This is a genomic window from Pseudomonas sp. GR 6-02, assembly GCF_001655615.1.
Lineage (GTDB): Bacteria > Pseudomonadota > Gammaproteobacteria > Pseudomonadales > Pseudomonadaceae > Aquipseudomonas.
The window spans coordinates 3,383,752-3,408,657 of the sequence record NZ_CP011567.1; the positions used below are offsets into that span (position 1 = coordinate 3,383,752).

The 24,906-nt window shown below is 59.4% G+C and carries 17 protein-coding genes; 7 read left to right on the forward strand and 10 right to left on the reverse strand.

All coding sequences use genetic code 11. The features are described 5' to 3' along the window. Positions 1-51: 51 nt before the first annotated feature. Positions 52-2,526, reverse strand: a complete 2,475-nt coding sequence (locus PGR6_RS14890; RefSeq protein WP_064618028.1) for a UvrD-helicase domain-containing protein — start codon at positions 2,524-2,526, stop codon at positions 52-54. A gap of 281 nt (positions 2,527-2,807) precedes the next feature. On the opposite strand from PGR6_RS14890, the gene PGR6_RS14895 reads away from it, so the two are divergent. Continuing rightward, positions 2,808-3,503, forward strand: coding sequence for a pirin family protein (locus PGR6_RS14895; RefSeq protein WP_018926013.1), 696 nt, complete (start codon positions 2,808-2,810; stop codon positions 3,501-3,503). Between the two features lie 154 nt (positions 3,504-3,657). On the opposite strand, the gene pgm is transcribed toward PGR6_RS14895, so the two are convergent. The 4 genes from pgm to PGR6_RS14915 all read right to left on the reverse strand — a co-directional run bounded on the left by pgm (position 3,658) and on the right by PGR6_RS14915 (position 9,984). After that, the gene (pgm, locus tag PGR6_RS14900) at positions 3,658-5,304 is read right to left on the reverse strand and encodes a phosphoglucomutase (alpha-D-glucose-1,6-bisphosphate-dependent) (protein WP_064618030.1); all 1,647 of its coding nucleotides are present in this window, start codon (positions 5,302-5,304) and stop codon (positions 3,658-3,660) included. 110 nt (positions 5,305-5,414) lie between these two features. Next, a complete protein-coding gene (locus PGR6_RS14905; RefSeq protein ID WP_064618032.1) occupies positions 5,415-6,815 on the reverse strand; it encodes an aminotransferase-like domain-containing protein in 1,401 nt (466 codons plus the stop codon). A 67-nt stretch (positions 6,816-6,882) separates the two neighbouring features. Next, complete coding sequence (locus tag PGR6_RS14910; RefSeq protein WP_064618035.1) at positions 6,883-8,373, reverse strand: hypothetical protein; 1,491 nt, start codon at positions 8,371-8,373, stop codon at positions 6,883-6,885. Between the two features lie 588 nt (positions 8,374-8,961). Further along, positions 8,962-9,984, reverse strand: a complete 1,023-nt coding sequence (locus PGR6_RS14915) for a zinc-dependent alcohol dehydrogenase family protein (protein WP_019649900.1) — start codon at positions 9,982-9,984, stop codon at positions 8,962-8,964. Between the two features lie 268 nt (positions 9,985-10,252). On the opposite strand from PGR6_RS14915, the gene PGR6_RS14920 reads away from it, so the two are divergent. The 4 genes from PGR6_RS14920 to PGR6_RS14935 all read left to right on the forward strand — a co-directional run bounded on the left by PGR6_RS14920 (position 10,253) and on the right by PGR6_RS14935 (position 17,381). Beyond that, entirely contained in the window at positions 10,253-11,170 is a 918-nt protein-coding gene (locus PGR6_RS14920) for a LysR family transcriptional regulator (RefSeq protein ID WP_064618037.1), read from the forward strand. A gap of 332 nt (positions 11,171-11,502) precedes the next feature. Beyond that, positions 11,503-12,756: a multidrug efflux RND transporter periplasmic adaptor subunit MexE gene (mexE, locus tag PGR6_RS14925; protein WP_018926019.1), complete on the forward strand. Its 1,254-nt coding sequence runs from the start codon at positions 11,503-11,505 to the stop codon at positions 12,754-12,756. Positions 12,757-12,771: 15 nt separating this feature from the next. Then, positions 12,772-15,963, forward strand: coding sequence for an efflux RND transporter permease subunit (locus PGR6_RS14930; protein ID WP_018926020.1), 3,192 nt, complete (start codon positions 12,772-12,774; stop codon positions 15,961-15,963). After that, entirely contained in the window at positions 15,960-17,381 is a 1,422-nt protein-coding gene (locus tag PGR6_RS14935) for an efflux transporter outer membrane subunit (RefSeq protein WP_018926021.1), read from the forward strand. The genes PGR6_RS14930 and PGR6_RS14935 overlap by 4 nt, the downstream gene beginning before the upstream one ends. 235 nt (positions 17,382-17,616) lie before the next feature. On the opposite strand, the gene PGR6_RS14940 is transcribed toward PGR6_RS14935, so the two are convergent. The 3 genes from PGR6_RS14940 to PGR6_RS14950 are packed head-to-tail and all read right to left on the reverse strand — an operon-like array spanning position 17,617 to position 20,924. Further along, complete coding sequence (locus PGR6_RS14940) at positions 17,617-18,582, reverse strand: HlyD family efflux transporter periplasmic adaptor subunit (protein WP_018926022.1); 966 nt, start codon at positions 18,580-18,582, stop codon at positions 17,617-17,619. Positions 18,583-18,586: 4 nt separating this feature from the next. Further along, the gene (locus PGR6_RS14945) at positions 18,587-18,787 is read right to left on the reverse strand and encodes a DUF1656 domain-containing protein (RefSeq protein ID WP_018926023.1); all 201 of its coding nucleotides are present in this window, start codon (positions 18,785-18,787) and stop codon (positions 18,587-18,589) included. Then, complete coding sequence (locus PGR6_RS14950) at positions 18,777-20,924, reverse strand: FUSC family protein (protein WP_082920861.1); 2,148 nt, start codon at positions 20,922-20,924, stop codon at positions 18,777-18,779. Before PGR6_RS14950 ends, PGR6_RS14945 begins: the two co-directional genes overlap by 11 nt. 210 nt (positions 20,925-21,134) lie before the next feature. Here PGR6_RS14950 and PGR6_RS14955 point away from each other — a divergent pair, with 210 nt between their 5' ends. Then, positions 21,135-22,034, forward strand: coding sequence for a bestrophin family protein (locus PGR6_RS14955; RefSeq protein WP_064618039.1), 900 nt, complete (start codon positions 21,135-21,137; stop codon positions 22,032-22,034). 76 nt (positions 22,035-22,110) lie between these two features. Then, complete coding sequence (locus tag PGR6_RS14960) at positions 22,111-23,166, forward strand: tetratricopeptide repeat protein (RefSeq protein WP_018926026.1); 1,056 nt, start codon at positions 22,111-22,113, stop codon at positions 23,164-23,166. Between the two features lie 85 nt (positions 23,167-23,251). On the opposite strand, the gene PGR6_RS14965 is transcribed toward PGR6_RS14960, so the two are convergent. Then, entirely contained in the window at positions 23,252-23,629 is a 378-nt protein-coding gene (locus PGR6_RS14965; protein ID WP_018926027.1) for a response regulator, read from the reverse strand. A 44-nt stretch (positions 23,630-23,673) separates the two neighbouring features. Further along, positions 23,674-24,888 (reverse strand): hybrid sensor histidine kinase/response regulator, encoded by a 1,215-nt coding sequence (locus PGR6_RS14970; protein ID WP_018926028.1) that lies wholly within the window; start codon positions 24,886-24,888, stop codon positions 23,674-23,676. Positions 24,889-24,906 lie beyond the last annotated feature (18 nt).

Here is a 24,906-nt window from a genome sequence, read left to right on the forward strand (position 1 = left end):
CGGGAGCAAGCTCCCTCGCCACAGGTTTTTGACTCAAGACTCTCTTGAGGTTCAGGCCTGCACTTTTCCCTGACGGTGATCGGCAAAAAACGCCTTGCCCTTGCCGATCCGGTCGGAGGCCTTGGGCATATTCGCCGCCTGGGTATCCTGGCCATCGACATACCAGTAGCAATGGCTCACCGCCCGGGTGATGCCCACGTAGGCCAGACGCAGGATCTCGTCTTTCTGTGCGCTGTCGTAGGGCTCGCTGTCGCCGGCCTTGCCGAGCCCGGCCATGCGATAGACCTGGTTCTTGTAAGGCGAACTGGTCAGATGCTGGCAATCACCCAGCAGGAACACCGCATCAGCTTGCAGGCCCTTGGCGCTGTGATAGGTCAGTTGCTTGAGCCGTCGCGCGTCGTACGGCAAGCTAGAATCAACATTAACTACAGACTGAATATGCTCTTCTATCAATGACTTATCGCTACTTTTTCGATAAAGCATCAAGATTGAATCGCCTTTTCTGTAGTGCTCGATCAGGCGCTGGGCCATGCCATGGTCATCCCGATCGAGGACGTTCACCGGCAGCAACGCCTTGGGTTCTCCGCTGGCCTTGGCTTTCTTGCCGGCGATTGCCGGTGCGGCGCGGACGATGTGCTCCGCCGCGTCGATGATGTGCTGATGGCTGCGGTAATTGTCGCTGAGCATCACCTTGGTCGTGCTCGGTGACGGGAACTCCTTGTTGAACTCCATGAAGTAGCTCGGCGAACTGCCACGCCAGCCGTAAATCGATTGCCAGTCGTCCCCCACACACAGCAATGACGAACGTTGCGCCCCGCGCCCTACGTGCATGGCCGGGCCACGACTGCGGATTTCGGCCAGGCTGGCGCGAATCCAGGAAACGATCTGCGGCGACACGTCCTGGAACTCATCGATCATCAAGTGCGACATTGGCCTGAGCAGTTCATCGCCGAGCAACTTGAGATTCTCCGGTGAATGCTCGCTGAACAGGGCAAACATCCGGTTGTAGGTCATCACGGGTGGCGATTGATCCAGCAGATGATCTTCCAGCGCTCGCCAGAACAGGCTCAAGGCCTCGAAGAAGAATCGGTCCGGGTCATCCTTGGCGAAACTCATCTGGCCCACGGCATTGGGCACATCCAGGCCGAGGTTTTCGATAAACCCGGCTGCCGCGACAAAACAGTCCAGCAACGGCGCGGAAGCCAGCTCGCCCTTGACCTTGTAATCGAAGCCCGGCCCGGCGCTGGCATCACCGGCAAGCGACGCCAAAACACGTTTTGAAGATTCGTAACTATCGAGCCATATCAATGGCTTACGACAGAAAGCTTGAAACAAGGTGCGCTTTACAGCCCATTCCGCACGCACGGTCAGCTTGGCATTCGGGCGACTGACCTGGGGATTTTCCCGAGGATCGAAACCCAGCACCACCCAGGCATCCAGCGCCGGAATGTAACCGTGGCAATGGAAGGTCGAACCGTTGATGTCGAAGGTCTGACGATTCGGCTCGATGCCCTTGATCGGCCAGGCGCCGGCGCGAAACCACAGGTCCTCGATGGTGTCGCACAGCTCTTCATCGCGCTTGGCCGCCAGTTCAGTCACCGCCATGCGCTTTTGCACGTCCGGGTGATCGCGCTCCAGTTCCTTGAGCTGCAAGGCGTGACGAGACAACGGCTTGATCAATTCGCGGAAACGCTCATCGCGGGTATGCAGGCTGTGATAGCAGACGTTGAGCTGCTGGCGCTGGGCGTCGTTGATTCGCAGGTCGAAGGGGTTGCTGTCGACCTCCTCATCGGTGCCCTGCACGCGAAAGCTGAGGTTTTCGAAGGCTTGCAGTCGTTCGAAACCCGGCAGGCTGCGCACCATTGGCAGGATCCGCGAATGAAAAGTACGCACCAGGTCCCGCGCTTCTTTGAAGCTGAGTGCCCGGCCCCACACGGTAAACAGTTCGATCAGCTTATTGATGAAGTCCTTGCGCGACTCGCGGGTGAAGGTCACCACGGTCATCGAGCTCAGCTCAAACCCCAGATAATGGCTGAGCAGCAAGATACGCAACACCAGGGTGGTCGACTTGCCCGCGCCCGCGCCGGCGATCACCGAAGTCGACGGTGTGTCACTGAAGATCATTTTCCATTGGGCAGCGCTCGGCTGGGCATGCGCAGGCAGCAGTCGCGCCACGTCGGCCTTCATGCGCTTCTTCAGCTCGGCGCTCAATGGCAGGCGCCAATCGTCGAACAGGTTGTCATCGACGTTGGGCGGTCGATGCTCGGTGGAGCGCGAGTCGCGGATCAGCAGCACTTGCCGGCCTTCTTCCAGACCCTCGAGCTTGCCTTCCTTATAGCCGTATTCCACGCCAGCGCTGTGACCGCTGCGAAAACCGTCGGCTTGCCCGTGCAGCCAGGACGCACGGTGTTGCGCGCGCAGGCGGGTCAGGCCGTGGCCAAAGAACCGGGCGGCCAGACGTTTGAGCAAAGGCATCTCGGCCAGGGGACGAAGTTCGGGCGGAAGATCGGGTGTGTGTTGCGGCACGCAGGCGGACTCCAGTGTGTGAGGCTGTCGGGGGCTATGGTGTCTGCATTTGCCGTTGAGTTCTAGTGAAATGCTTACAGGTCATTGGCTTATGCGATGAAGTGAAGGCTGGATGAGAAAAATTCGAGATTATTCGGCATCAAATAATTCGATGGTATTGAGGCATTTTTTACGCTTTTTATCGATGGGTACCTGATGGATGATACTGACCATCAACCACCGGTTCTCGTTTGTGGCTCAGACGTTCTGCCCCCATGACGAACCTTTTTCAGGAGACGATCATGCTTGAACTCAGACCTTTCAACTCCCTGGGCGGCGCGCACCATGGCTGGCTGGATGCTCACCACCACTTTTCGTTCGCCGAGTACTACGACCCCAAACGCATGAACTGGGGCAACCTGCGGGTGTGGAACGATGACGTGATTGCCCCCGGCACCGGGTTCCCGCAACACCCGCACCGGGACATGGAAATCATCACCTACGTTCGTGAAGGCGCGATTACCCACCAGGACAACCTGGGCAACAAGGGCCGTACCGAAGCCGGTGATGTGCAGGTCATGAGCGCCGGCACCGGGATCGCCCACAGTGAATACAATCTGGAAGCGACCGAGACCCGGATCTTTCAGATCTGGATCATCCCCAACGAAACCGGTCTGGCACCGTCGTGGGGCGCCAAGCCCTTCCCCAAAGGCCAGCGCGAAGGCTTCGTGACCCTGGCCAGTGGCAAGGCCGGCGACGATCAAAGCCTGCGGATTCGGGCCGATGCACGTCTGGTGGCGGCCAACCTGAAAGCCGGGGAAACGGCTGAATATCGTCTGGACAGTGGCCGTCGCGCTTATCTGGTGCCAGCGACAGGAGCGATTGAAGTCAATGGCTTGCGCGCACAAGCTCGAGACGGGGTCGCGGTTGCCGATGAGCAAGTGTTGCGGGTGACTGCGATCGAAGACAGCGAAATCGTCTTGGTAGATGTGGCTTGAGGCGGTAAATGCGCGGCAAAAAAAGGGGCGACCGTTGATGGTCGCCCCTTTTTTTGGCTGTGTGTCCCGTCCTGAACAAGGTTTACACCAGCTTCAGGACTAGACAATTTCATTTGTGGCGAGGGAGCAAGCTCCCTCACCACAGGACTTTCAATCACTTCGCAGAAATTGCGCCATCTACCAGTGTCTGGGCCTCGGCCACCAGTTGTTTCAGGTGGTCGTCACTGACAAAGCTTTCTGCGTAAATCTTGTAGATGTCCTCGGTGCCCGACGGCCGCGCCGCGAACCAGCCGTTCTCGGTCATGACTTTCAGACCGCCAATGGCCTGGTCGTTGCCCGGTGCATGGCTGAGGATGCTCTGAATCGCTTCGCCCGCCAATTGAGTCGAGGTGACCTGGTCCGGCGACAATTTGCTCAGCAGAGCTTTCTGTTCAGGATTGGCCTTGGCATCAACGCGTACCGAGAACGGCTCACCCAGTTCATCGGTCAACGCGCGATAGGCCTGGCTTGGGTCACGGCCCGTGCGAGCGGTCATTTCAGCGGCCAGCAACGCCGGAATCAAACCGTCCTTGTCGGTACTCCAGACACTGCCGTCCTTGCGCAGGAACGATGCACCGGCGCTTTCTTCACCGCCAAAACCCAGGGAGCCGTCAAACAGACCGTCGGCAAACCATTTGAAACCGACCGGCACTTCGTACAGACGACGGCCCAGGCGTTTGGCGACGCGATCGATCAAGCCGCTGCTGACCACGGTCTTACCCACGGCCGCATCGGCGCGCCACAGTGGACGGTTCTGGAACAGGTAGTCGATCGAGACCGCGAGGTAGTTGTTCGGCGCCAGCAAACCACCGGACGGGGTCACGATGCCATGACGGTCGTGGTCCGGGTCGCACGCAAACGCCACGTCGAAACGCTCTTTCAGGCCGATCAGGCCTTGCATGGCATAGCTGGACGATGGGTCCATGCGGATCTGCCCGTCCCAGTCGACGGTCATGAAACGGAACGTTGCATCAACCTGTTTATTCACCACTTCCAGGTCCAGGCGGTAGTGCTCGGCAATCGCCGACCAGTAGCGCACCCCTGCTCCGCCCAGCGGATCGACACCCAGACGCAGCTTCGCATCGCGGATGGCGTCGAAGTCGATCACGTTGATCAGGTCAGCGACATAGGTGTTGAGGTAATCATGACGATGGGTAGTGCTGGCCTTCAGGGCCTGCTCGTAGCTGATGCGTTTGACGCCGGCGAGCCTGGCTGCCAGCAACTCGTTGGCCTTGGCTTCGATCCACTTGGTGATGTGGGTATCGGCCGGGCCGCCGTTGGTTGGGTTGTACTTGTAGCCACCGCTTTGCGGCGGGTTGTGGGACGGCGTGATGACGATGCCGTCCGCCAGGCCTGAAGTGCGCCCGCGGTTGTAGCAAAGAATCGCATGGGAAATGGCCGGCGTCGGGGTGTACTCGTCGCCTTCGGCGATCATCACCGTGACACCGTTCGCCGCCAGCACTTCCAGGGCACTGGCACCGGCCGGCGTGGACAGTGCGTGGGTGTCGATCCCGACGAACAGCGGGCCATCGATGCCCTGGGCCTCGCGATACAGGCAGATCGCCTGGCTGATGGCCAGGACATGCCATTCGTTGAAACTCAAGTCGAACGAGCTACCTCGGTGTCCGGACGTGCCGAAGGCAACGCGCTGGGTAGAAATGGCTGCATCGGGCTGGCCGGTGTAATAGGCCGTTACCAGTCGCGGGATGTCGACCAACAGTTCTGCCGGTGCCGGTTTGCCCGCAAAAGGACTGAGTGTCATGCAAAACCTCTGAGAGAGAGTGGTTCGGGATAGGAGCGCAGTTTACTGACAGTTTGGCCGTTGCGCGACGTTATCGAATGTCAGGTTCCGAGGAGCTCTGCCACCTCGGCTCAATCGATCGATTCCAGACGCAAGGCATCCCCCAGTAGCCCCAGTGCAGCGACGAGCTCGTGGTCGCCACCGAATGTATGACTCAGGCGCAAGTGCTGCGCGTGCAGGCCCTGCAAACTGAACAACTCCCCCGGTGCGATGACCACTTGCTGCTTGAGCAGTCTCTGGAACACTCGATGTACATTGACCTGGCGCAACGAGCGAATCCATACCGTCGCCCCGCCCTGGGGCTCGACGAAATGCAGCGATTCCGGCAGACGCTCCTGGAGCAGTTGGGTCATCAGCACCATGCGTTCCTTGAGCAGTCGACGCAACACCAGCAGGTGTTGATCGATTCGTCCGTTGCTGTACAGCCGCGCGATGGCTTTCTGACGAATCAGCGACAAACGGAATGCCCGCAGCAGAAAGTGCCGTTGCAGTTCGGCACGCAGTTGTCGCGAAAGCAGGTAACCAAAGGGTGCCTCCGAGCCGATGATTTTCTCGAAAGTGGAAAACACGATCAGCCGATCAGGGTCCACCAGGTCGCGAAACCGCAAGCCGCTCGGCTCGAATTCGAGCTCGCCGTAACAATCGTTTTCCAACACCCAACAGCCATGCCGTCCCAGCAGTTGCGCAGTGGACTGCCGGTTGTCGTCAGGCGCCACGCTCCCGCGCGGCATGTTCAGTCCTGATGAAAGCATCATCAGTCGCACCCGCCCGGTCTCGAGCAGCTCTCTCAGCTGTTCGAGATCCAGGCCACCACAGGCTTGCAGCGGCAGCTCGACAACCTGCACGTCGGCGTCCTGGAACAAGCGCAGAATCACCCAGTCGCACGGCGACTCGACCACCACCACCGAATCTTTGAGCTCAAGAACGGCGATCAATATTTCAAGTACGCCGCGCATATCTGCGCCGATATAGACATCATCGGCATGCCAGCAGCGTGTCGGCGAAGTGGTGTAGCGTGCCGCAAGGGCCGTGCGCAGTTCCAGCTCGCCGCAGGGTTGTGAAGACGGTTGTGGCTGGCGCGGATACTGGCGCAGCAATTCTCTCTCCAGCAACAACAACGGGCTGTCCAGGGGTTGTAACAACGCCGGCTCATCGGCGCTCAACACCAGCATGCCGGGGCGCCTGGCGTTGACATAGACCGTTTCGAGCAGGTCTTTGCCGCTGCCGGGAAGACCGATAGAAGACACCGGCAGTGCGTAATAGCCTGACTTGGCAACCGAATAGATGCGTCCTTCCTTCTCCAGCAGCGAATAGGCGTATTGAATGGTCGAGATCGACACACTCAAACGATCCGCCAACTGCCGCAATGAGGGCAGGCGCACTCGCACGTCACTGCCCGGCTCATTGATCAGATTGTTCAGGTAGCGGTACACCGCCTGGTACGCGAAATCGGAATCTCGTGATCCTTTCATGGGTGATGACCGAACACGCTACGAACGTCATGACGCACTCTTGATGCATCCGCCAAACCAGGAACATTCACTGGCCCATCGACCATTCGCCAGTCACTGCTGTTTCATTCTCGGGGTCCATGTCTTCGACTTGCACGCCCGCGTCGCCGCTTTCCGTGTCTGGCACCCTACCCTCATCCCGAACCACCGGCCTCATGCGGTAAAGCGTACCGATCAGGCTGACCGGTAACCCGCTGACATCCACCATCCACTGCAGAACCTGCTCGGGTGCCGGACCGCCCTGCATCGCCCGGTGCAATTCCGGCAGCGCTACCAGCATGCCGGGATGGCATTGACGAAGAAAATGCTCCAGGGCCGCGCCGTTATCGACAAACGGGGCGAACAGCAGGCATACCAGTTGGGCTTCACTCAAACCGAGATTTTTTTGTGCCTCGGCTGTCGCCAATCCGCGCTGATCGGCCATGGTCAGCGGATTGCCGAAGGTCTCCACTGCCTGCTCGCAAAAGCGCTCGGGCAATTGTTTACGACGCATCATCACCAACGCCCGCTGCAGGTATTCGCTGACCCCCTCTTCGTAGGTGCGACCGTGTACAAAGCGCGCTCGCAAGCCGCGAAGGTGCGCGGATATCGACGGACTGACATGGTCGTTATCACTGAGTTGAGCCGTCAGTTCGTCAGGTTGGAAGCCGAGGAAGTCAGTGAGCAGCGGCCAGCGCTCTTCCAGGTTGCTGACCAGCATGTCGTGGATGTCGATGAAGGTCGTGCGACGGCAGGCCTCAAAGCGCTCGGCAGGACGCCACGCAGCCTGAGCAGAGTCGGGATAAAACTCGCGATAGCAGTCGCTGCCCAGTTCATCGAGCCGCGCGAACAATCCCTCATAGCCCGTTTCATGGCGGCTCGTCGGCGCAAGCCCGGCCTTGGCTGCGGCACGGTTCAAACCCTCGATAAACTGAGCCTGCCGACGGGGTGAATCGCTGCTGACCATGACATCGACGCCGTTGTCCCAGCGGGCAATTTGTCCATAAAAATCACCTGTGGCCAGGTACCCGTCGTCCCACAACTCAAGCGGCCCGTTCCAGGCCCGACGGTGCCCGACCATCAGCAGATTGAGCCGATTCGACTCGCGGCCGGCATCGGAGATTGGCGCCAAGTGATTGAACGGCAGGACCTCACGATTATCGACCATCAACATTTCGACCCGGGGATCGTCGTAGAGAAACAATGCACTGCTGCTGCGATGGATGTTTTCCAGTGCTGTCGCAGCCGTACCATTCAAGCGCAAAGTGGCCACTCGCAGCTGAAACGTCGCCGGTGCCCGACCGGCGATACTCAGTTGCGCGGCGCGCAGCAACGCCAGTGTGTAGCAGCTGTCACGGGACCCGGACTGGATCGCCAACACCTTGTAATCGCCGATACGCTCCATACCTCCAGCCGACACCACCAGGCGCTGAATCATCAGTTGCAATGCCGTGCGCTCGGCGCGAGAGAAAAAGCTCAGCAAGCGCTGCAGTACTTGTTGATAAACATAATTCATTGCCTGTTCATGGGTATGGGTCATCATTGTTTACCTGTTACTCATAAGTTCGACGCCACGCAAACAATTACATGCACTGCGCGACGGATTGCCTGTCATGAATGGGGTGCCGGGGTTGTTATCAAATGCTAGCACTTAAGCATTTTGTAATTATTTGAAATGGTTGCATGTCTCGAGAACCCCAAACAGGGCAATACCGCCGCAACGCCAGGCAGGACGGGTGTTTTTCGGCCCCGAGCGATGTCCTAGGAAATTTCCGACAACATCCCACAGACGTGTAATACAAGAAATAAAGAAAGAAGTTGCCAATAAATGTATGACCGCCGAGCGGCGTCGAATTATTTGTTGAGCATGTATTGCCGATGCGCGTTGAAAAGTTTCAACCTGATACCCAGCCATGACTCTTTCCTTGAGATGAAATAATCATTCAATTATCAGGGCTTACATAATGATTAGAAGATACAGATCGAGAGCAAAAACCAGTTCAGTTGCTGAACCGCCCCACCGAGGGATCGATGGGATGTCTCATTTTGGAGGTTTTGACAGCGGAAAAGTCCGTGCCTGCACGGACCTTTCCAGAGGGGTTTATACAAGGGGGCTCGTACGAAGAGCTCAGGCAGGCTCGACCTCAAGGGCGACCCGTTCGCGGCATGGGCATTCGTCCATGTAGCGGTGTGCTTCGACAAACTGGGAAAACGGGAATACCCGAGTCTTGAGTGGCAGCAGCACATGGTCTGCGGTCAACTGGTTGATGTCGCGCAGGGCACGTTGCAGTGCGGCCTGATCCTGGAGGATGCCCAGCTCCGGCTTGCCGGTGAAGTTGCCGATGCAGTGCACGAAGAACTGAATGTTCTTCTGGAACGCCGCACAGGCCGGAAATGGCGTCTGGTTACCACCCTGCAGGCCATAGAGCACCAGGCTGCCGCGAGGCGCGAGCACATCGCCGAGCAGCGACATCTGCGGGCCGCCCAGGCCATCGAACACCACATCGACGCCACGGTTGTCGGTAATTTTGTTGATCCGCATCAGCAGATCTTCTTCTTCGGTGACGATGACTTTTTCGGCACCCAGCGACAGCAGGTATTCACGCTCGTCCGCGGTTTTGGTCGCAGCGATTACTCGCACACCAAGGGCTTTGCCCAGCTGTACGAACGACGGCCCGGCGCAGTGACTGGCGTCGGTCACCAGAGCGAATTGCCCGGGCTTGACGCGCGCCAGATCGGTGTAGCCAAAATAGGCGACCAATAGCGGCGTGTAATGCACGCTGGCTTCGACCGGACTGAGCACGTCCGGGTAGCGGGTCAGCGCCGTGCGCGGCAGAACGATCTGTTCGCCGTAGACCGGATAATCGTTGGGGCTTTCGGCCGGGAAGCTGGCGACCTTGTCACCGATAGCGAGGTCATCGACCCCCTCGCCGAGCGCCGTGACCACGCCGGCCATTTCATGACCCAGGCCTGAAGGCAGGCGAGCATGGGACGAGGCCAGGTTCTGGCGCCAGAGAATGTCGTACCAGCTGATGCCTATCGCCTCGACACGCACCTGCACTTCGCCCGGCGCAGGCAGAGCGGCCGCATGCTCTTCGCATTTGAGCACCTCGGCTGGACCAAACTTGTGAAAACGGATCGTGCGGGACATCGCAAACCTCGTCAAAGTAACCTCTAATGCCCTGAACTCTATCTGGGCTTTCTACCCAAGACCATCAGTGGCTATTAATAGTCGACATGCCTGTCATTGATTCCGCAGCGACGGCGACATCATCCAATGCCGTAAAAACCGAAGCAGCCTTTCAGGGAAAACTGAATTACCCTGTGCAGAGTACCAGCCTTTCCCCGTAAGATTCACGCCGGCCATTGTTCTCATATGGTCGCTCACGTCAAGTTTGCTGAATCTGCCAGGACCCCAGATGAATCGTAATGACCTGCGTCGTGTCGACCTGAACCTGTTGATCGTTTTCGAAACACTGATGCACGAGCGCAGTGTGACCCGCGCTGCGGAGAAATTGTTCCTCGGCCAGCCGGCCATCAGTGCGGCGCTCTCGCGCCTGCGCGGGCTGTTCGATGACCCGTTGTTCGTGCGCACCGGCCGCAGCATGGAACCTTCCGCCCGAGCGGTGGAAATCTTCGCCCTGCTCTCGCCGGCCCTGGATTCGATTTCCACCGCGGTCAGTCGCGCGGCGGAATTCGATCCGGCCACCAGCACCGCGGTGTTCCGCATCGGCCTGTCGGACGATGTCGAGTTCGCGTTGCTGCCGATGCTGCTCAAGCGGTTGCGCGCCGAGGCACCGGGCATCGTGCTGGTGGTGCGTCGGGCCAACTACATCCTGATGCCGAACCTGTTGGCCTCGGGCGAAATTTCCATTGGCGTCAGCTACACCGCCGACCTGCCGGCCAACGCCAAGCGCAAAGTACTGCGTCGCAGCATGCCGAAACTGTTGCGAGCCGACTCCGTGCCGGGGCCGTTGAGCCTGGATGACTTCTGCGCCCGCCCCCACGCGCTGGTGTCGTTCGCGGGCGACCTGAGCGGCTTTATAGATGAAGAGCTGGAGAAGCTGGGGCGCAAACGGCACGTGGTGCTGGCGGTGCCGCAGTTCAACGGGCTGAGCACACTGATCAGCGGCACCGACATCGTGGCCACCGTCCCGGACTACACCGCCGAAGCGTTGACAGCCGCCGGTGGTGTTCGGGCGGAAGATCCACCGTTGCCGGTGCGCAGCTTTGAATTGCACATGGCCTGGCGCGGGTCGCAGGATAATGATCCGGGTGAGCGGTGGTTGAGGTCGCGGATTCAGATGTTCTTTGGGGATCCGGACAGCCTGTCCTGATGCTGATGCTGATGCTGATGCTGTATTGAGGCTGATGGCCTCTTCGTGGGCAAGCCTCGCTCCTGGACCGGATCAACGATACACAAATCCCCAGTGGGAGCGAGGCTTGCCCGCGAAGGCCGCTACACGGTTTCAAGCCAAACCTTTGCATTCCCCGCAACACACAATTGTCATCATTTCATTTGATAGCCCGCTAACGAAAGGTGCATGCTAGAGGGCTTGCTTCTGGCTTATATCATTCCGAATGATAGTTACCTTTGCCTCGTTCGATTCGTTTGATACCGCCCCGCCAAGCATTATCCGCCCATCTCAATACATTGGCGGATGCATCCATGGAACAGTCACTCAAACATTTGCGCTTCCCCTTGGCCCTGTTGGCCGTGATGGTGATGAGCGCCTGCGGCAAGACTCCGGACGCTGCCGCCACCATGCCCGCGGCCAAAGTCAGCGTGGCCAAGGTGCTGGAGCAACCAGTCAACGAGTGGGACGAATTCACCGGGCGCCTGGAAGCGCCGGAAACGGTAGAGATTCGTCCACGGGTCTCCGGCCAGATCGATGACGTAACCTTCACCGAAGGCGCATTGGTCAAGAAAGGCGATCTGTTGTTCCAGATCGACCCGCGCCCGTTCCAGGCTGAGGTCCGCCGCCTCGAAGCCCTGGTGGCGCAAGCTCGCGCCACGGCTACCCGCAGTGAAAACGAAGCCCAACGCGGTGAACGCCTGCGCACCAGCAACGCGATTTCCGCCGAACTCGCCGACTCGCGCACCAGTGCCGCTCAAGAGGCTCGCGCCGCCGTCGGCGCACTCCAGGCGCAACTGGACCTGGCCAAACTGAACCTGAGCTTCACCCGCGTAACTGCGCCCATCAGTGGCCGCGTCAGCCGTGCGGAAATCACCGCCGGCAACCTGGTGACCGCCGATACCACCGCCCTGACCAGCGTAGTGTCCACCGACAAGGTCTACGCCTACTTCGACGCCGACGAGCGTGTGTTCCTCAAGTACAACCAGCTCGCCCGCCAGGGTCAACGCGGCGCCACTACCCCGGTTTACATGGGCCTGTCCAATGAAGACGGCAACCCGCACCAGGGCCAGATGAACTTCGTCGACAACCAGGTCAACCCGAAGACCGGCACCATCCGCGGTCGTGCGGTGTTCGACAACAGAGACGGCAGCTACACCCCGGGTCTTTATGCACGCCTGAAACTGGTGGGCAGCGGCACCTACTCCGCGGTGTTGATCAACGACGAAGCGGTCGGCACCGACCTGGGTAAAAAGTTCGTGCTGGTGATGGATGCCGACAACAAAACGGCTTATCGCCCCGTCGAGCTGGGTCCGAAAATCGAAGGTTTGCGCATCGTGCGCAGCGGCCTGAACAAAGACGACACCATCATCGTCAAGGGTTTGCAACGGGTTCGCCCTGGTTCGCCGGTCAGCCCTGAAGTGATCCCGATGGCCAGCAAGGAAACCCTCGCGGCTCTCGCTCAACAACGACAAGCGCTGGAAGCCAGCAACCTGCCCCAAGTCGCACCTGCCAAGGTCGCGCCGGGTACGGTTGTGAAACTGGCTGCTGCGACTCCACGCGGTTAAGGGGCAATTACTCCGATGAATTTCTCCCAATTCTTCATTTCACGGCCGATTTTCGCAGCGGTACTGTCGCTGCTGATCCTGATCGCCGGTGCCATCTCGCTGTTCCAGTTGCCGATCAGCGAATACCCGGAAGTGGTGCCGCCAACCGTGGTGGTCCGTGCCAACTTCCCCGGCGCCAACCCTAAAGTCATCGGTGAAACTGTGGCTGCTCCTCTGGAGCAAGCCATCACCGGCGTCGAGAACATGCTGTACATGTCCTCGCAATCCACCGCTGACGGCAAGATCACCCTGACCATCACCTTCGCCCTGGGTACCGACCTGGACAACGCTCAGGTGCAGGTGCAGAACCGCGTGACGCGTTCCGAGCCGAAACTTCCCGAGGAAGTGACGCGCATCGGTATCACCGTCGACAAGGCGTCGCCCGACCTCACCATGGTTGTGCACTTGACCTCGCCGGACAAACGCTACGACATGCTCTACCTGTCCAACTACGCCTTGCTCAACATCAAGGATGAGCTGGCGCGTCTGGGCGGTGTCGGTGATGTGCAACTGTTCGGTATGGGCGACTACTCGTTGCGGGTATGGCTCGATCCGAACAAGACCGCTTCGCGCAACCTGACCGCCACCGATGTGGTCACCGCGATTCGTGAACAGAACCGTCAAGTGGCGGCCGGTGCCCTGGGTGCTCCGCCTGCGCCGAATGCCACGGCATTCCAGCTGTCGGTCAATACCCAAGGCCGTCTGGTGTCTGAGGAAGAGTTCGAGAACATCATCATTCGCTCTGGCGAAAATGGTGAAATCACTCGCCTCAAAGACATTGCTCGCGTCGAGCTTGGCTCCAGCCAATACGCCCTGCGCTCCTTGCTGAACAACCAACCGGCGGTGGCGATCCCGATCTTCCAGCGCCCAGGCTCCAACGCGATCCAGATCTCCAACGACGTTCGGGCGAAAATGGCCGAGCTGAAGAAGAACTTCCCGGAAGGCATGGACTTCAGCATCGTCTATGACCCGACGATCTTCGTGCGCGGTTCCATCGAGGCGGTGGTTCACACCCTCTTCGAAGCACTGATCCTGGTTGTGCTGGTGGTGATCCTGTTCCTGCAAACCTGGCGCGCCTCGATCATCCCGTTGGTGGCGGTACCGGTTTCGCTGATCGGTACGTTTGCCGTGATGCACCTGTTCGGCTTCTCGCTGAACGCCCTGTCGCTGTTCGGACTGGTATTGGCCATCGGTATCGTGGTCGACGATGCGATCGTGGTGGTGGAGAACGTCGAGCGAAACATCGGGCTCGGGTTAACCCCCGTGGAAGCCACCAAGCGTGCGATGCGTGAAGTGACCGGCCCGATCATCGCGACGGCGCTGGTGCTGTGTGCGGTGTTCATCCCGGCCGCGTTCATCTCCGGCTTGACCGGTCAGTTCTACAAACAGTTCGCTCTGACGATTGCGATTTCGACCGTGATCTCGGCTTTCAACTCGCTGACCTTGTCGCCAGCGCTGGCCGCTGTGTTGCTCAAGAGCCATGACGCGCCAAAAGACCGCTTCTCCAAGGTGCTGGACAAGATATTCGGTGGCTGGTTGTTCCGTCCGTTCAACCGTTTCTTTGACAAGGCCAGCCATGGCTATGTCGGCACCGTGGGCCGGGTAATCCGCAGCAGCGGTATCGCCCTGCTGCTGTACGCAGGCTTGATGGTGTTGACCTTCTTCGGTTTCTCCAACACCCCGACCGGTTTCGTACCTGGTCAGGACAAGCAATACCTGGTGGCCTTCGCACAACTGCCGGATGCCGCGAGCCTGGACCGTACCGAAGATGTGATCAAGCGCATGTCCGACCTGGCCCTGAAACAGCCTGGCGTGGAAAGCGCGGTGGCCTTCCCCGGCCTGTCGATCAACGGTTTCACCAACAGCCCGAACGCCGGCATCGTGTTCGTCACCCTGAAGCCTTTCGACGAGCGTAAGGATCCGAGCATGTCCGCCGGTGCGATTGCCGGCGCGTTGAACGGCCAGTACGCCGGGATTCAGGAAGCCTACATGGCGATCTTCCCGCCACCGCCGGTACAAGGCCTGGGGACCATTGGCGGTTTCCGCCTGCAGATCGAAGACCGGGGCAACCTGGGCTATGACGAGCTGTACAAAGAAACCATGAACATCATCGCCAAGAGCCGCAGCGTGCCGGAACTGGCCGGTCTGTTCACCAGCTACACCGTGAACGTGCCGCAGGTCGATGCCGCCATCGACCGGGAAAAAGCCAAGACCCACGGCGTGGCCGTCAGCGACATCTTCGACACCCTGCAGATCTACCTGGGTTCGCTGTATGCCAACGACTTCAACCGCTTCGGTCGCACCTATCAGGTCAACGTTCAGGCCGAGCAACAGTTCCGCCTCGAATCGGATCAGATCGGTCAGCTGAAAGTGCGTAACAACCGTGGCGAGATGATCCCGCTGGCGACCTTCATCAAGGTCAGCGACACCTCCGGGCCAGACCGCGTGATGCACTACAACGGCTTCATCACCGCTGAAATCAACGGTGCGGCAGCCCCAGGCTACAGCTCCGGCCAGGCCGAGAAAGCCATCGAGAAACTGCTCAAGGATGAACTTCCGAACGGCATGACCTACGAGTGGACCGACCTGACCTACCAGCAGATTTTGTCCGGCAACACTGCGCTGTTCGTGTTCCCGCTCTGCGTACTGCTGGCGTTCCTGGTGCTCGCGGCTCAATACGAAAGCTGGAGCCTGCCACTGGCGGTGATCCTGATCGTACCGATGACCCTGCTGTCGGCCATTACCGGGGTGATTGCCTCGGGCGGCGACAACAACATCTTTACCCAGATCGGCTTGATCGTACTGGTGGGACTTGCGTGTAAGAACGCGATTCTGATCGTCGAGTTTGCCAAGGATAAACAGGAAGAAGGCCTCGGCCCGCTGGCAGCGGTACTGGAAGCTTGCCGTCTGCGTCTGCGGCCGATCCTGATGACCTCCTTCGCGTTCATCATGGGTGTTGTGCCACTGGTTTTCTCCAGCGGTGCGGGTGCCGAAATGCGTCATGCCATGGGTGTGGCGGTGTTCTCCGGGATGCTCGGGGTGACCTTCTTCGGTCTGTTGCTGACGCCGGTGTTCTACGTACTGATTCGCAACTTTGTGGAGCGCGGTGAGCAACGCAAAGCGGCCAAGGCACTGAAATTGGAAAAGCAACTGGAGGCGCAACAATGAGCCTGAAAGCCTTCCTGCCGAGCCTGCTGGTACTGGCGCTGAGCGCCTGTGCCGTCGGCCCGGACTATAAAACCCCAGCCACCGAGGCGGCCAACATCACGGCCGCCAACGATGGCAGCGCCGGTCAGAAGAACTTTGACCGCGCCCGTTTCGAAGGCATCTGGTGGCAGCAATTCGACGATCCGACCCTCAACCAGTTGGTGAAGCAATCCTTGCAGGGCAACCGTGATTTGCGTGTGGCTTTTGCCCGCTGGAAAGCGGCCCGAGCGATTCGCGATGACGCCAGCAATGACGCCATGCCGACCATCACCAGCCGCGCGAGCAGCGATCTGGGCAAAGGGCAGATTCCGGGTCAGACCACCAAACGGGTCAACAGCGAACGCTATGACCTGGGCCTGGACATGGCCTGGGAACTGGACTTGTTCGGTCGCATCCAGCGCAACCTGGAATCCAGCGACGCTGAGCAGCAAGCGGCCGAAGCCGATCTTTACCAACTGCAAGTCACCATGATTGCCGAACTGGTGGACGCCTATGGCCAACTGCGCGGCGCGCAACTGCGAGAAAAAATCGCGCTGGCCAACCTGAACAATCAGCAGGAGTCACGCAAGATCACCGAAAGCCTGCGTGACGCCGGTGTTGGCGATCAGCTGGACGTGGTTCGTGCCGATGCGCGCCTGGCGTCTGTCGAAGCCAGCGTGCCGCAACTGCAAGCCGAACAGGTTCGTCAGCGCAACCGCATCGCCACCCTGCTGGGTGAACGTCCGGACAAACTGACCGTCGACCTGAGTCCAAAAGACTTGCCGGCGATCGCCAAGGCCCTGCCCATCGGTGATCCGGGCGAGCTGTTGCAACGGCGTCCGGACATCCGCAGCGCCGAACGCAAATTGGCGGCTGCCACCGCCCGCATCGGCGTGGCCAAGGCTGACTTGTTCCCTCGGGTGAGCCTCAGCGGTTTTCTTGGCTGGACTGCCGGGCGCGGTTCACAAATCGGCTCGTCGGCGGCCAATGCCTGGGCACTGGGCCCGAGCATCACCTGGGCGGCGTTCGACCTGGGCAGCGTGCGCGCCCGTTTGCGCGGTGCCGATGCTGAAGCCGAAGGCGCCCTGGCGACCTATGAGCAGCACGTATTGCTGGCACTGGAAGAATCGGAGAACGCCTTCAGTGATTACGGCAAACGCCAGCAGCGCCTGATTTCGCTGATTCGTCAAAGCGAATCAAGCCGCGCCGCTGCGGACCTCGCCGAAATTCGCTACCGCGAAGGCACCGTGGACTTCCTCGTCCTGCTCGATGCCCAGCGTGAGCGTCTGGCAGCCGAAGACACCCAGGCCCAGGCCGAAGTCGATTTGTATCGCGGCATCGTCGCGATCTACAAAGCCCTCGGCGGCGGCTGGCAGCCAGAGACGGTCGCCAGCAAGTAATGCTTTAACGTGCCCCTTTGGTTGGCCGCAACCCAACCAAATTCTTTGCCCCGCGCCTCATTCGGTCGCGGGGCTTTTTTTTGTCGGTCTTTAATTCAACGCATATCCCTGTGGGAGCGAGCCTTTGTGGCGAGGGGCTTGCCCCCGTTGGGTCGCGAAGCGGCCCCAATCTACGACTGCTGCGCAGCCGAACGGGGGCAAGCCCCCTCGCCACATAAGCCCGTCCCATATGGGGTTAGTGGGTTGCCTGATTATCCCGGTTTTCCATGACAGTGACGGTAGCCGTGGTCCCGGCACGCAGGCTGTTTTTGGCGATATAGTCGGCGTCGATCTGAATCCGCACCGGCACTCGTTGCGCCAGTTTGACCCAGGTATAGCTGGGGTTGATGTTGGCCAGCAGGCGACTGCCGGGGGAGTTCTCACGGTCGGCGATAGCAAAAGCGATGCTTTGTACGGTGCCGCCGAAGGTCTCGCCGCTCATCAACTCGATCCTGACCCGATCACCCTCCTTGATTCGCGGCAGCTTTGTTTCTTCAAAGTAGCCACTGATATAAAACGAATCGCTGTCCACCAGTGCCAACAATGCGCCCCCGGCAGTGGCGTAGTCCCCTTGGCGAGTCAGCAGGTTGGTCACGTAACCGCTGACAGGCGCTACGACTCGTGTGCGCTGCAAGTCCAGTTCGGCCTGGGTCAGAGCGGCGATCGCCAGCTGCACGTTGGCATGTGCCAGGCCCAGATTGGCCTGATTGCGCAAGAGTTCCGCCTGCGCCACAGCGACTTCGGTACTGGACTTTTCCCACTCTTCGCCGGAGATCGCGAAGCGCTGTTTAAGGGTTCGACGGCGCTGCTCTTCGCTTTGACGCTGCCGCAGCAGCGCTTCGCTGGAGACAATCGTCGCTTCGGACTGACCCAGCGTGGCTTTGGCAACTTCCACCGCACGCTTGGCATGCTCCACCGCCAGCGTATAGCGAGCCGGGTCGATCTCCAGCAGCAACTGGCCCTTCTCGACACGCTGGTTGTCTTGAACGCTCAGGCTGACGATCCGCCCCGAGACATCGGCGGACAACGTCACCACATCGGCGCGAACCCGTGCATCGCGCGTCCAGGGTGCGCGGGTGTAATGCTCCCAGGCGAACCAGCCAAGGATGACGGCCAGCACCACCACCGCCAGGGTCGCGAGTCGGGCAAGGATCGTCTTCAAGGCATCAGGCTCCCATCATCAGAATCAACGTTGCGCATACGCAGGCATACAACGCGCCTTCGAACAGGGCTTCATGCCAGACAAATCGCAATACCCCCAGGCGGCGCAAGGTCCAGTCCAACAGCAGAAAAATCGGCAAGGCCAGCAACAGCGCCTGGGCGATTGGCGGCAGATAGACGCCCCCCACTTCCAGATCAATGGGCAAGGGCTGGCACTCCTTCCTTGTCTGCGGGTTGAAAGTACTTGCGATGGCGCTCCAGAAACGACACCACGATCAACAACGCCACGCGCATCCTGAATACCGACCACAGGTGTTCATGTACGTCTAGATGCAAGTCGTCCATTTCATCGCCCAAGACATGCAAGCTTCCGAGCAACTGCACAAGGTCAACCCCGGGTCGCCCGGCGATCAATCGCCCTGTCTCTCGGACTGCCGCCAGCAAACGGTTCTGTTGTTGCGTACTCAACAACGCATTGCTCTGCCCCTGCTGCCTGAGCTGGTTCAATGCCACCCCCAGTGCCATGCACCCGAGGCTGACTTCGAACAGCTCGCGAGAGTGCTTGTCGCTGGTCGCCGGCAATAGTCCCAACATCATGGTCAGGCGATCGACCATACGGCTTTCAAACGCAAATTGCTGTTCATCGGTGGCCGGCGTCTTCAACAAAGCGTAGACCTGCTCGCAGCTTTCATTGAACAGCCGGCGCATTCGTAAATCGGGCCTGAACGGGAAGATCAAGGCGTAAACACTGAGTGCCAACGCGGCGGCGCTGATATACGCGCCGGCAAATTCAAACCACTGAATGGCAGAGTTTTGGCCGATTCCTGCGTTTTGCGGCCCCAGCAACAACATGGTCGTCAGTCCAAGACCAATGCCTGTGCCAGTGGTTGGCGGACTGGCCAGCCCCACCGCGACCGCGTACAACAATGGTGCAAACAACAAGGCGAGCAACTCGAAGTCACTGATCATCGGCATCAGCATGAACAGATAGAACGCCGACACCACCAAGGCCAGACCCAGCCCCCTGGCAAAGCTTTGACTGGCAAGCAACGGTCGCGGAAAAGTCGCCATCAGCGAACAGAGAATCCCCACTACAATCATCCCGCCACGGGCCCCATCCCAAGCAGTCTCGATCCAGATCAGCCCCGCCACCAGTAACGCTGTAAATGCCCGGACTGCGTTCATTGCTGCCAACGTGAAGTCCAGATGCAACGGGTTGTCCTGGCCGCGGAACACGCAACTGGCTTCCCGTCCTTCCTGGATCGCGTCGCTCAGTTCCAGAATCTGCCCCAGTTGCTCCAACATCCGTGCCTGCTCCCAGCGCAGTGCCCAGGCCAATGAACGCAGCGTGGCAGGCATCGTCTCGGTGAGTTGTTCGGCCTTGTAGGCCTGGTCATCGAAACGCTGTTGCAGCGTCAAAAAATGATGCCGCGCCTCGGTCGACAATGAGCGACCTTGCACGGCCAGCTCATCAAGGAATGCCAGTTCCTCGCTGCGCAACCGCTGTATCTCTTCCGGCAGCGCGCCTTCCCAGCGCTCGGTGAGCAGTTGGCGCTGGTGACGCAAAGCCGTCAGCCGCGAAGTCAGCAGCACCAGTTGATTGCCAAGCAATTGCACCAGGCTATTGGCACTGCGCAACCGTGGTGCATCGAAGTACAAATGTCGACGCAGCCCTTCAAGGGCGCTGATCTCGCCCAACAGTTGCATTTGCCGCTTGTGGAAATCGGCCTCGCTTTCCTCGGTTCGAATCACCGCTGCCGCGTGAGTCGCGAGCAGTTTGATCACTTGATCGATCTTGGCGAAGTAACCCTTGGCCACCGCCTCCGGTCGCGCCGTCAGAAGGCTGACAACGCACACGCAGGCCACCGCCAGCAATGTTTCTGTCACGCGAGTGACTGCCAGCAGGAACGTACCCTCCTGATCGGGTTGCGCCAGCAGTGTCACCACCACCGCCGTGTAACCGCTCAGGACAAACGCTTGGGAACTGGTGTAGCGCAACAAGGTGCCGCCGGCGGTACACAGCGCCAACCACAAGGCCAGGGTGATGATGAAGGGCAGCGGCGCCTGGGGGAAAATGGCCATGATCAACACCGCGACTGCCGCGCCCAACGTGGTGCCGATGATCTGGCCGAAACTTCGGGCCAGGGCCATGCCGCCCAATGGCTGACTGACAATGATCACCGCCATGATCGACCACTTGGGCTGGTCGAGGTCGAACACAAAGGCCAGGTACAGCGTCAGCAACCCGGCCACGATGGTTCTCAGGGCAAACAGCAGCACCTCGCGTCCGGGGTTGAGAATCGCCTTGAAGTATTGAAGCAGCGGTTGCATGGGAGCGCTCATCGAGTAGTCTCCTGCAAGCGTAGTCATTGCTTCCTTGCTTCGACGAGTTTCAATGTCGACAAGACCTGTAGGCCATTTCGCCGATGGACACGCCTGCGCTGATAGAGCCCGTCGATCACTTCGTCAGCCAAAGCGATTGGACAGGATCCCCCCATGCCCCTAGGCTGAAATCGCTGCGAAAGCGTCACTCTCTCTATAAAGCCCCTGCCCATGATTGTGCGTCCCAAGCCGAATCTGCTCGGCATGTTGTTTTCCCTTAAAGGCTCGATTGCCAAGCGCATTGCCTTGCGCAGTCTGTTGGTGACCCTGCTGGCGTCGGTAATCGTGCTGGTGGAGATCTGGCACCCGGCGTATTTCTCCAAGGTCAACGCCACGCCGTTCACCCTGCTGGGTCTGTCGTTGTCGATCTTCATGAGTTTTCGCAACAATGCCTGCTACGACCGCTGGTGGGAGGGCCGCAAGCATCTGGGGCAGTTGATCATCGAAGTGCGATCGTTGATTCGTCAAACCCAGGGGCTGATGGCGGCGGCCGAACGTGAACTTATGCTGCGTGAGCTCTGCGGGTTCGCCCATGGCCTGATCGCCCGCCTGCGCGTTGAAAACGAGATGAGCGCCATCAAACCGTGGACGCAGGATGCCGTGGACGCAGCGCATCCGAACATCACTGACGCGCTCTTGCAGCGGATTGGCGTCCGGTGCTCGGCACTTGCCGAGCGCGGCCAGATCAGCGAATGGCGTTACACCCAACTGGAAACGCGACTGGTCAGCCTCAGTCAGGTCCAGGCCAGTTGCGAACGCATCAAAAGTACGCCGCTGCCCTTCCCCTACACCCTGTTGCTGCACCGCACCATCTACCTGTTCTGCATCTTGTTGCCGTTCGCCATGGCCGAATCTCTTGGCTGGCTGACACCGGTGATTACCGCCATTGTCAGCTACACCTTTTTCGGCCTCGACGAAATTGGCGACGATCTGGAAGACCCGTTCGGCTTCGATGAGAACGATCTGCCGTGCAATGCGATTTTGCGCACGCTGGAGCGCGAAGTGCTGGCAGCGTTGGGGCAAACCGACTTGCCACCGGCCCTTGAGCCCGATGACTACGTGCTGAACTGAGCCAGGGTTTGACTCACAGCCCGGCCTGACCGAAGCTGGTGACCTTGTAAAAGCCTGTCAGCTCCCGGATTCCTGCATGCCTCAGTCCCGCCGCTATCTGCTCATCAGCCTCTGTGCACTGTTTGCCCTCGCCCTTGCCTGGTTTTTTTTGCGCAGCACGACGCCCGTGGTGCCGGAGGCAATTCGACGCGGCTACAGCGAAGCGCTGACCCAGGCACGCATGGGTCAACCGGGGGCGGCGCGGGTTCTTTACCAGCAATTGGGCCGCCCTGACCTGTCCGACAAGCGCCGCGTCTGGCTACATGCCGAACTGCCCAACTACCCCAGCCCGCAAGCCTTGAAACTGGCGGATGCGGACCTGCAACATCCATCGGCGGAGGTACGCATCGCGGCGATCAAAAGCATCAGCGGTTTAGTGCCCAATGGACAGCGAAGTCTGTTGCTCGGGCCCTTGCTCGATGACAGCGACCCAAGCGTCCGGTTTGCGGCGGTCAACGCCTTGCTGGGGCTGTCTCCGGATGAGCTGGGGTTGTATTTCGGCCCCCTGGAGCAAGCCATTGACGCTTGGGAGCAGGTCCTCAAGCAGCAGCCGGAAAGCGCCGACACCCAGTACCAACTGGCGCGCCTGCATTTGCATAATGCCGAACTGAAGGACGCGCAGCAGGCATTAGAGCGCACGTTGCAACTGGCGCCCGGCAACTTGCCGGCACTGGTGATGCAGATTGACGTGCTGGATCGACTGGGCCAAAGCGATGCCGCCCAGCAATTGTTGGCGAAGCAGTTAAAGGCCCAGCCCGATTCGGCCTACTTGCAACATGCGTTGGGGCTCTGGTTGCTGCATCACGGGCAAAGTGAGTTCGCCTTGCTCGGGCTGTCCAAAGCCGTGGAGCTTGAACCCGACAATAAGGATTACCGCTACGACCTGGCCACCACGTTGCATGGTGAACAAGAGCTGGAGGCCGCGCAGAAACAGCTGCAGGAAATCGTCCAGCGCCACCCGGCCGATCGCAAGGCGCGCGTGCTGTTGATCAACTATTGGAAGGAAAGCGGGCAGCTGCAGAACGTACAGATCCTGTTGGCGCAGCTCGAGCAGCTCAATCCGGATGATCCGGCGTTGCAGCAAGGGCTTTAATCAAGATCAAAAGATCGTCCGAACGCGGCCCGAGCCTTCGGCAGCGCCTACAGGGGGGCCGTACGACACAACCGTCGACACAGCTTCAGGAGAGCATGTCCTGCATGATCTGTTGCAACACATCCAGATCGAATGGCTTGGCCAGGATCGGTGCCTTGCGGGTGATCGGGCTGTCGGTCTCGCGGATTTCCTGCGGGTAACCGCTGATGAAGATCACCTTGAGTTCCGGTCGCAGCTTCACGGCTGGTTCGGCGATTTGCACGCCAGAAATCCCGCCAGGCAGGCGGAAATCGGTGATCATCATGTCCAGGTTTGGTTTGCTCGCCAGGATCTCAAAGGCCTGCTCACCATTTTCGGCTTGCAGCACCCGGTAACCTTCACCCGACAAATAAGCGGACAGCACCATCAAAATCGAAGGGTCATCTTCAACGATCAGTACCACGTCTTGTGCATCTTCACTCATGGAAAACCTTTGTTCGGTCAATAGCTGCTGATACGACCATGTGGTCAATCAGAGGTTGCGTTCATCGGGCTGTTTTCCTGCAGCGGCAGACAAACGCGAAACAAGGCGCCTTCGCCAATCCGGCTCTCGACGGTAATGGAGCCACCATGGGCGGCGACAATCTGCTGCGAAATAAACAACCCCAGGCCCAGCCCCGCCACCACGGCCCTGGTGGAAACCCGCTCGAACTGCTGAAAAATGCGCTGTTGATTCTCTACACCGATCCCGATACCGCGATCCTGAACCTCAACCCGCGCTTGCCCGTGGTGATTGTACACGCGAACGTCGATCGCGCTCTTGGCACCATAGCGCAACGCATTAGTCAGCAGATTGCAAATCACTTGTTCGATACGAAACTCGTCCCAGTCGCCCATCACGGGCTGGTCGGCGATCAAGCTGACTGACGACTCTGCGGCCTCAACCTGCGGTGCGAAGTTCTGCAAAAGATTGTGCACCAGTTGCACCAGGTCAAACCGACTGGGGCGGATCGACAGCTTGCCGGTGCGGATCCGCGACACATCAAGCATGTCTTCGATCAGGCGGATCAAGCTTTTGATCTGCCGTTCGTCGCGCTCGACCATGGCGTGCATTTTGTCCAGGGTGAACGCCGCGGCGTTATCCCGGGCCAGGTGCATTTTGCGCAACTGGGTTTCGAGGATCAGGCCATTGAGCGGTGTACGGACTTCATGCGCAACGATGGACATGAAGTCATCGCGCATGCGCACCGCCTGCTTCAGTTCTTTCTGGGTGTTCTGCAACTGTTCGAGCAACGCCCCCTGTTCGCGGCGACTTTGCTCCAGGGCTTCGACCTGTTGCTTCATCGCCTTGCTCTGGCGATACAGATCGACGAAGACATTGACCTTGCTCTTGACCGCGTGAACATCCAGCGGCTTGTGCAGAAAGTCCACGGCTCCGCTTTCGTAGCCCTTGAATGCGTAGTTGAGATCACGGCCAGCGGCACTGACGAACACAATCGGGATGCTTTTGGTTTTTTCCGTGCCGCGCATCAACTCGGCCAACTCAAAGCCGTTCATGCCGGGCATCTGCACATCGAGAATGGCCAGCGCGAATTCGTGCTGCAACAACAGCGACAGGGCTTCGTCGGCGGACAAGGCCTTGTAGACGATGAGGTCCTGCCGCTTGATCAACGCCTCAAGCGCCAGCAGGTTCTCCGGCAGGTCGTCGACGATCAGCAATTTGGCCTGGATGTTACTTAGCATGGGATTTGTTCCCGCTCG

Coding starts and splice junctions, on each gene's coding strand:
- PGR6_RS14895 (WP_018926013.1), top strand. CDS start 2,808: ATGCTTGAACTCAGACCTTTCAACTCCCTGGGCGGCGCGCACCATGGC.
- pgm (WP_064618030.1), bottom strand. CDS start 5,304: ATGACACTCAGTCCTTTTGCGGGCAAACCGGCACCGGCAGAACTGTTG.
- PGR6_RS14905 (WP_064618032.1), bottom strand. CDS start 6,815: ATGAAAGGATCACGAGATTCCGATTTCGCGTACCAGGCGGTGTACCGC.
- PGR6_RS14910 (WP_064618035.1), bottom strand. CDS start 8,373: ATGACCCATACCCATGAACAGGCAATGAATTATGTTTATCAACAAGTA.
- PGR6_RS14915 (WP_019649900.1), bottom strand. CDS start 9,984: ATGTCCCGCACGATCCGTTTTCACAAGTTTGGTCCAGCCGAGGTGCTC.
- PGR6_RS14920 (WP_064618037.1), top strand. CDS start 10,253: ATGAATCGTAATGACCTGCGTCGTGTCGACCTGAACCTGTTGATCGTT.
- mexE (WP_018926019.1), top strand. CDS start 11,503: ATGGAACAGTCACTCAAACATTTGCGCTTCCCCTTGGCCCTGTTGGCC.
- PGR6_RS14930 (WP_018926020.1), top strand. CDS start 12,772: ATGAATTTCTCCCAATTCTTCATTTCACGGCCGATTTTCGCAGCGGTA.
- PGR6_RS14935 (WP_018926021.1), top strand. CDS start 15,960: ATGAGCCTGAAAGCCTTCCTGCCGAGCCTGCTGGTACTGGCGCTGAGC.
- PGR6_RS14950 (WP_082920861.1), bottom strand. CDS start 20,924: ATGAGCGCTCCCATGCAACCGCTGCTTCAATACTTCAAGGCGATTCTC.
- PGR6_RS14955 (WP_064618039.1), top strand. CDS start 21,135: ATGATTGTGCGTCCCAAGCCGAATCTGCTCGGCATGTTGTTTTCCCTT.
- PGR6_RS14960 (WP_018926026.1), top strand. CDS start 22,111: ATGCCTCAGTCCCGCCGCTATCTGCTCATCAGCCTCTGTGCACTGTTT.
- PGR6_RS14965 (WP_018926027.1), bottom strand. CDS start 23,629: ATGAGTGAAGATGCACAAGACGTGGTACTGATCGTTGAAGATGACCCT.
- PGR6_RS14970 (WP_018926028.1), bottom strand. CDS start 24,888: ATGCTAAGTAACATCCAGGCCAAATTGCTGATCGTCGACGACCTGCCG.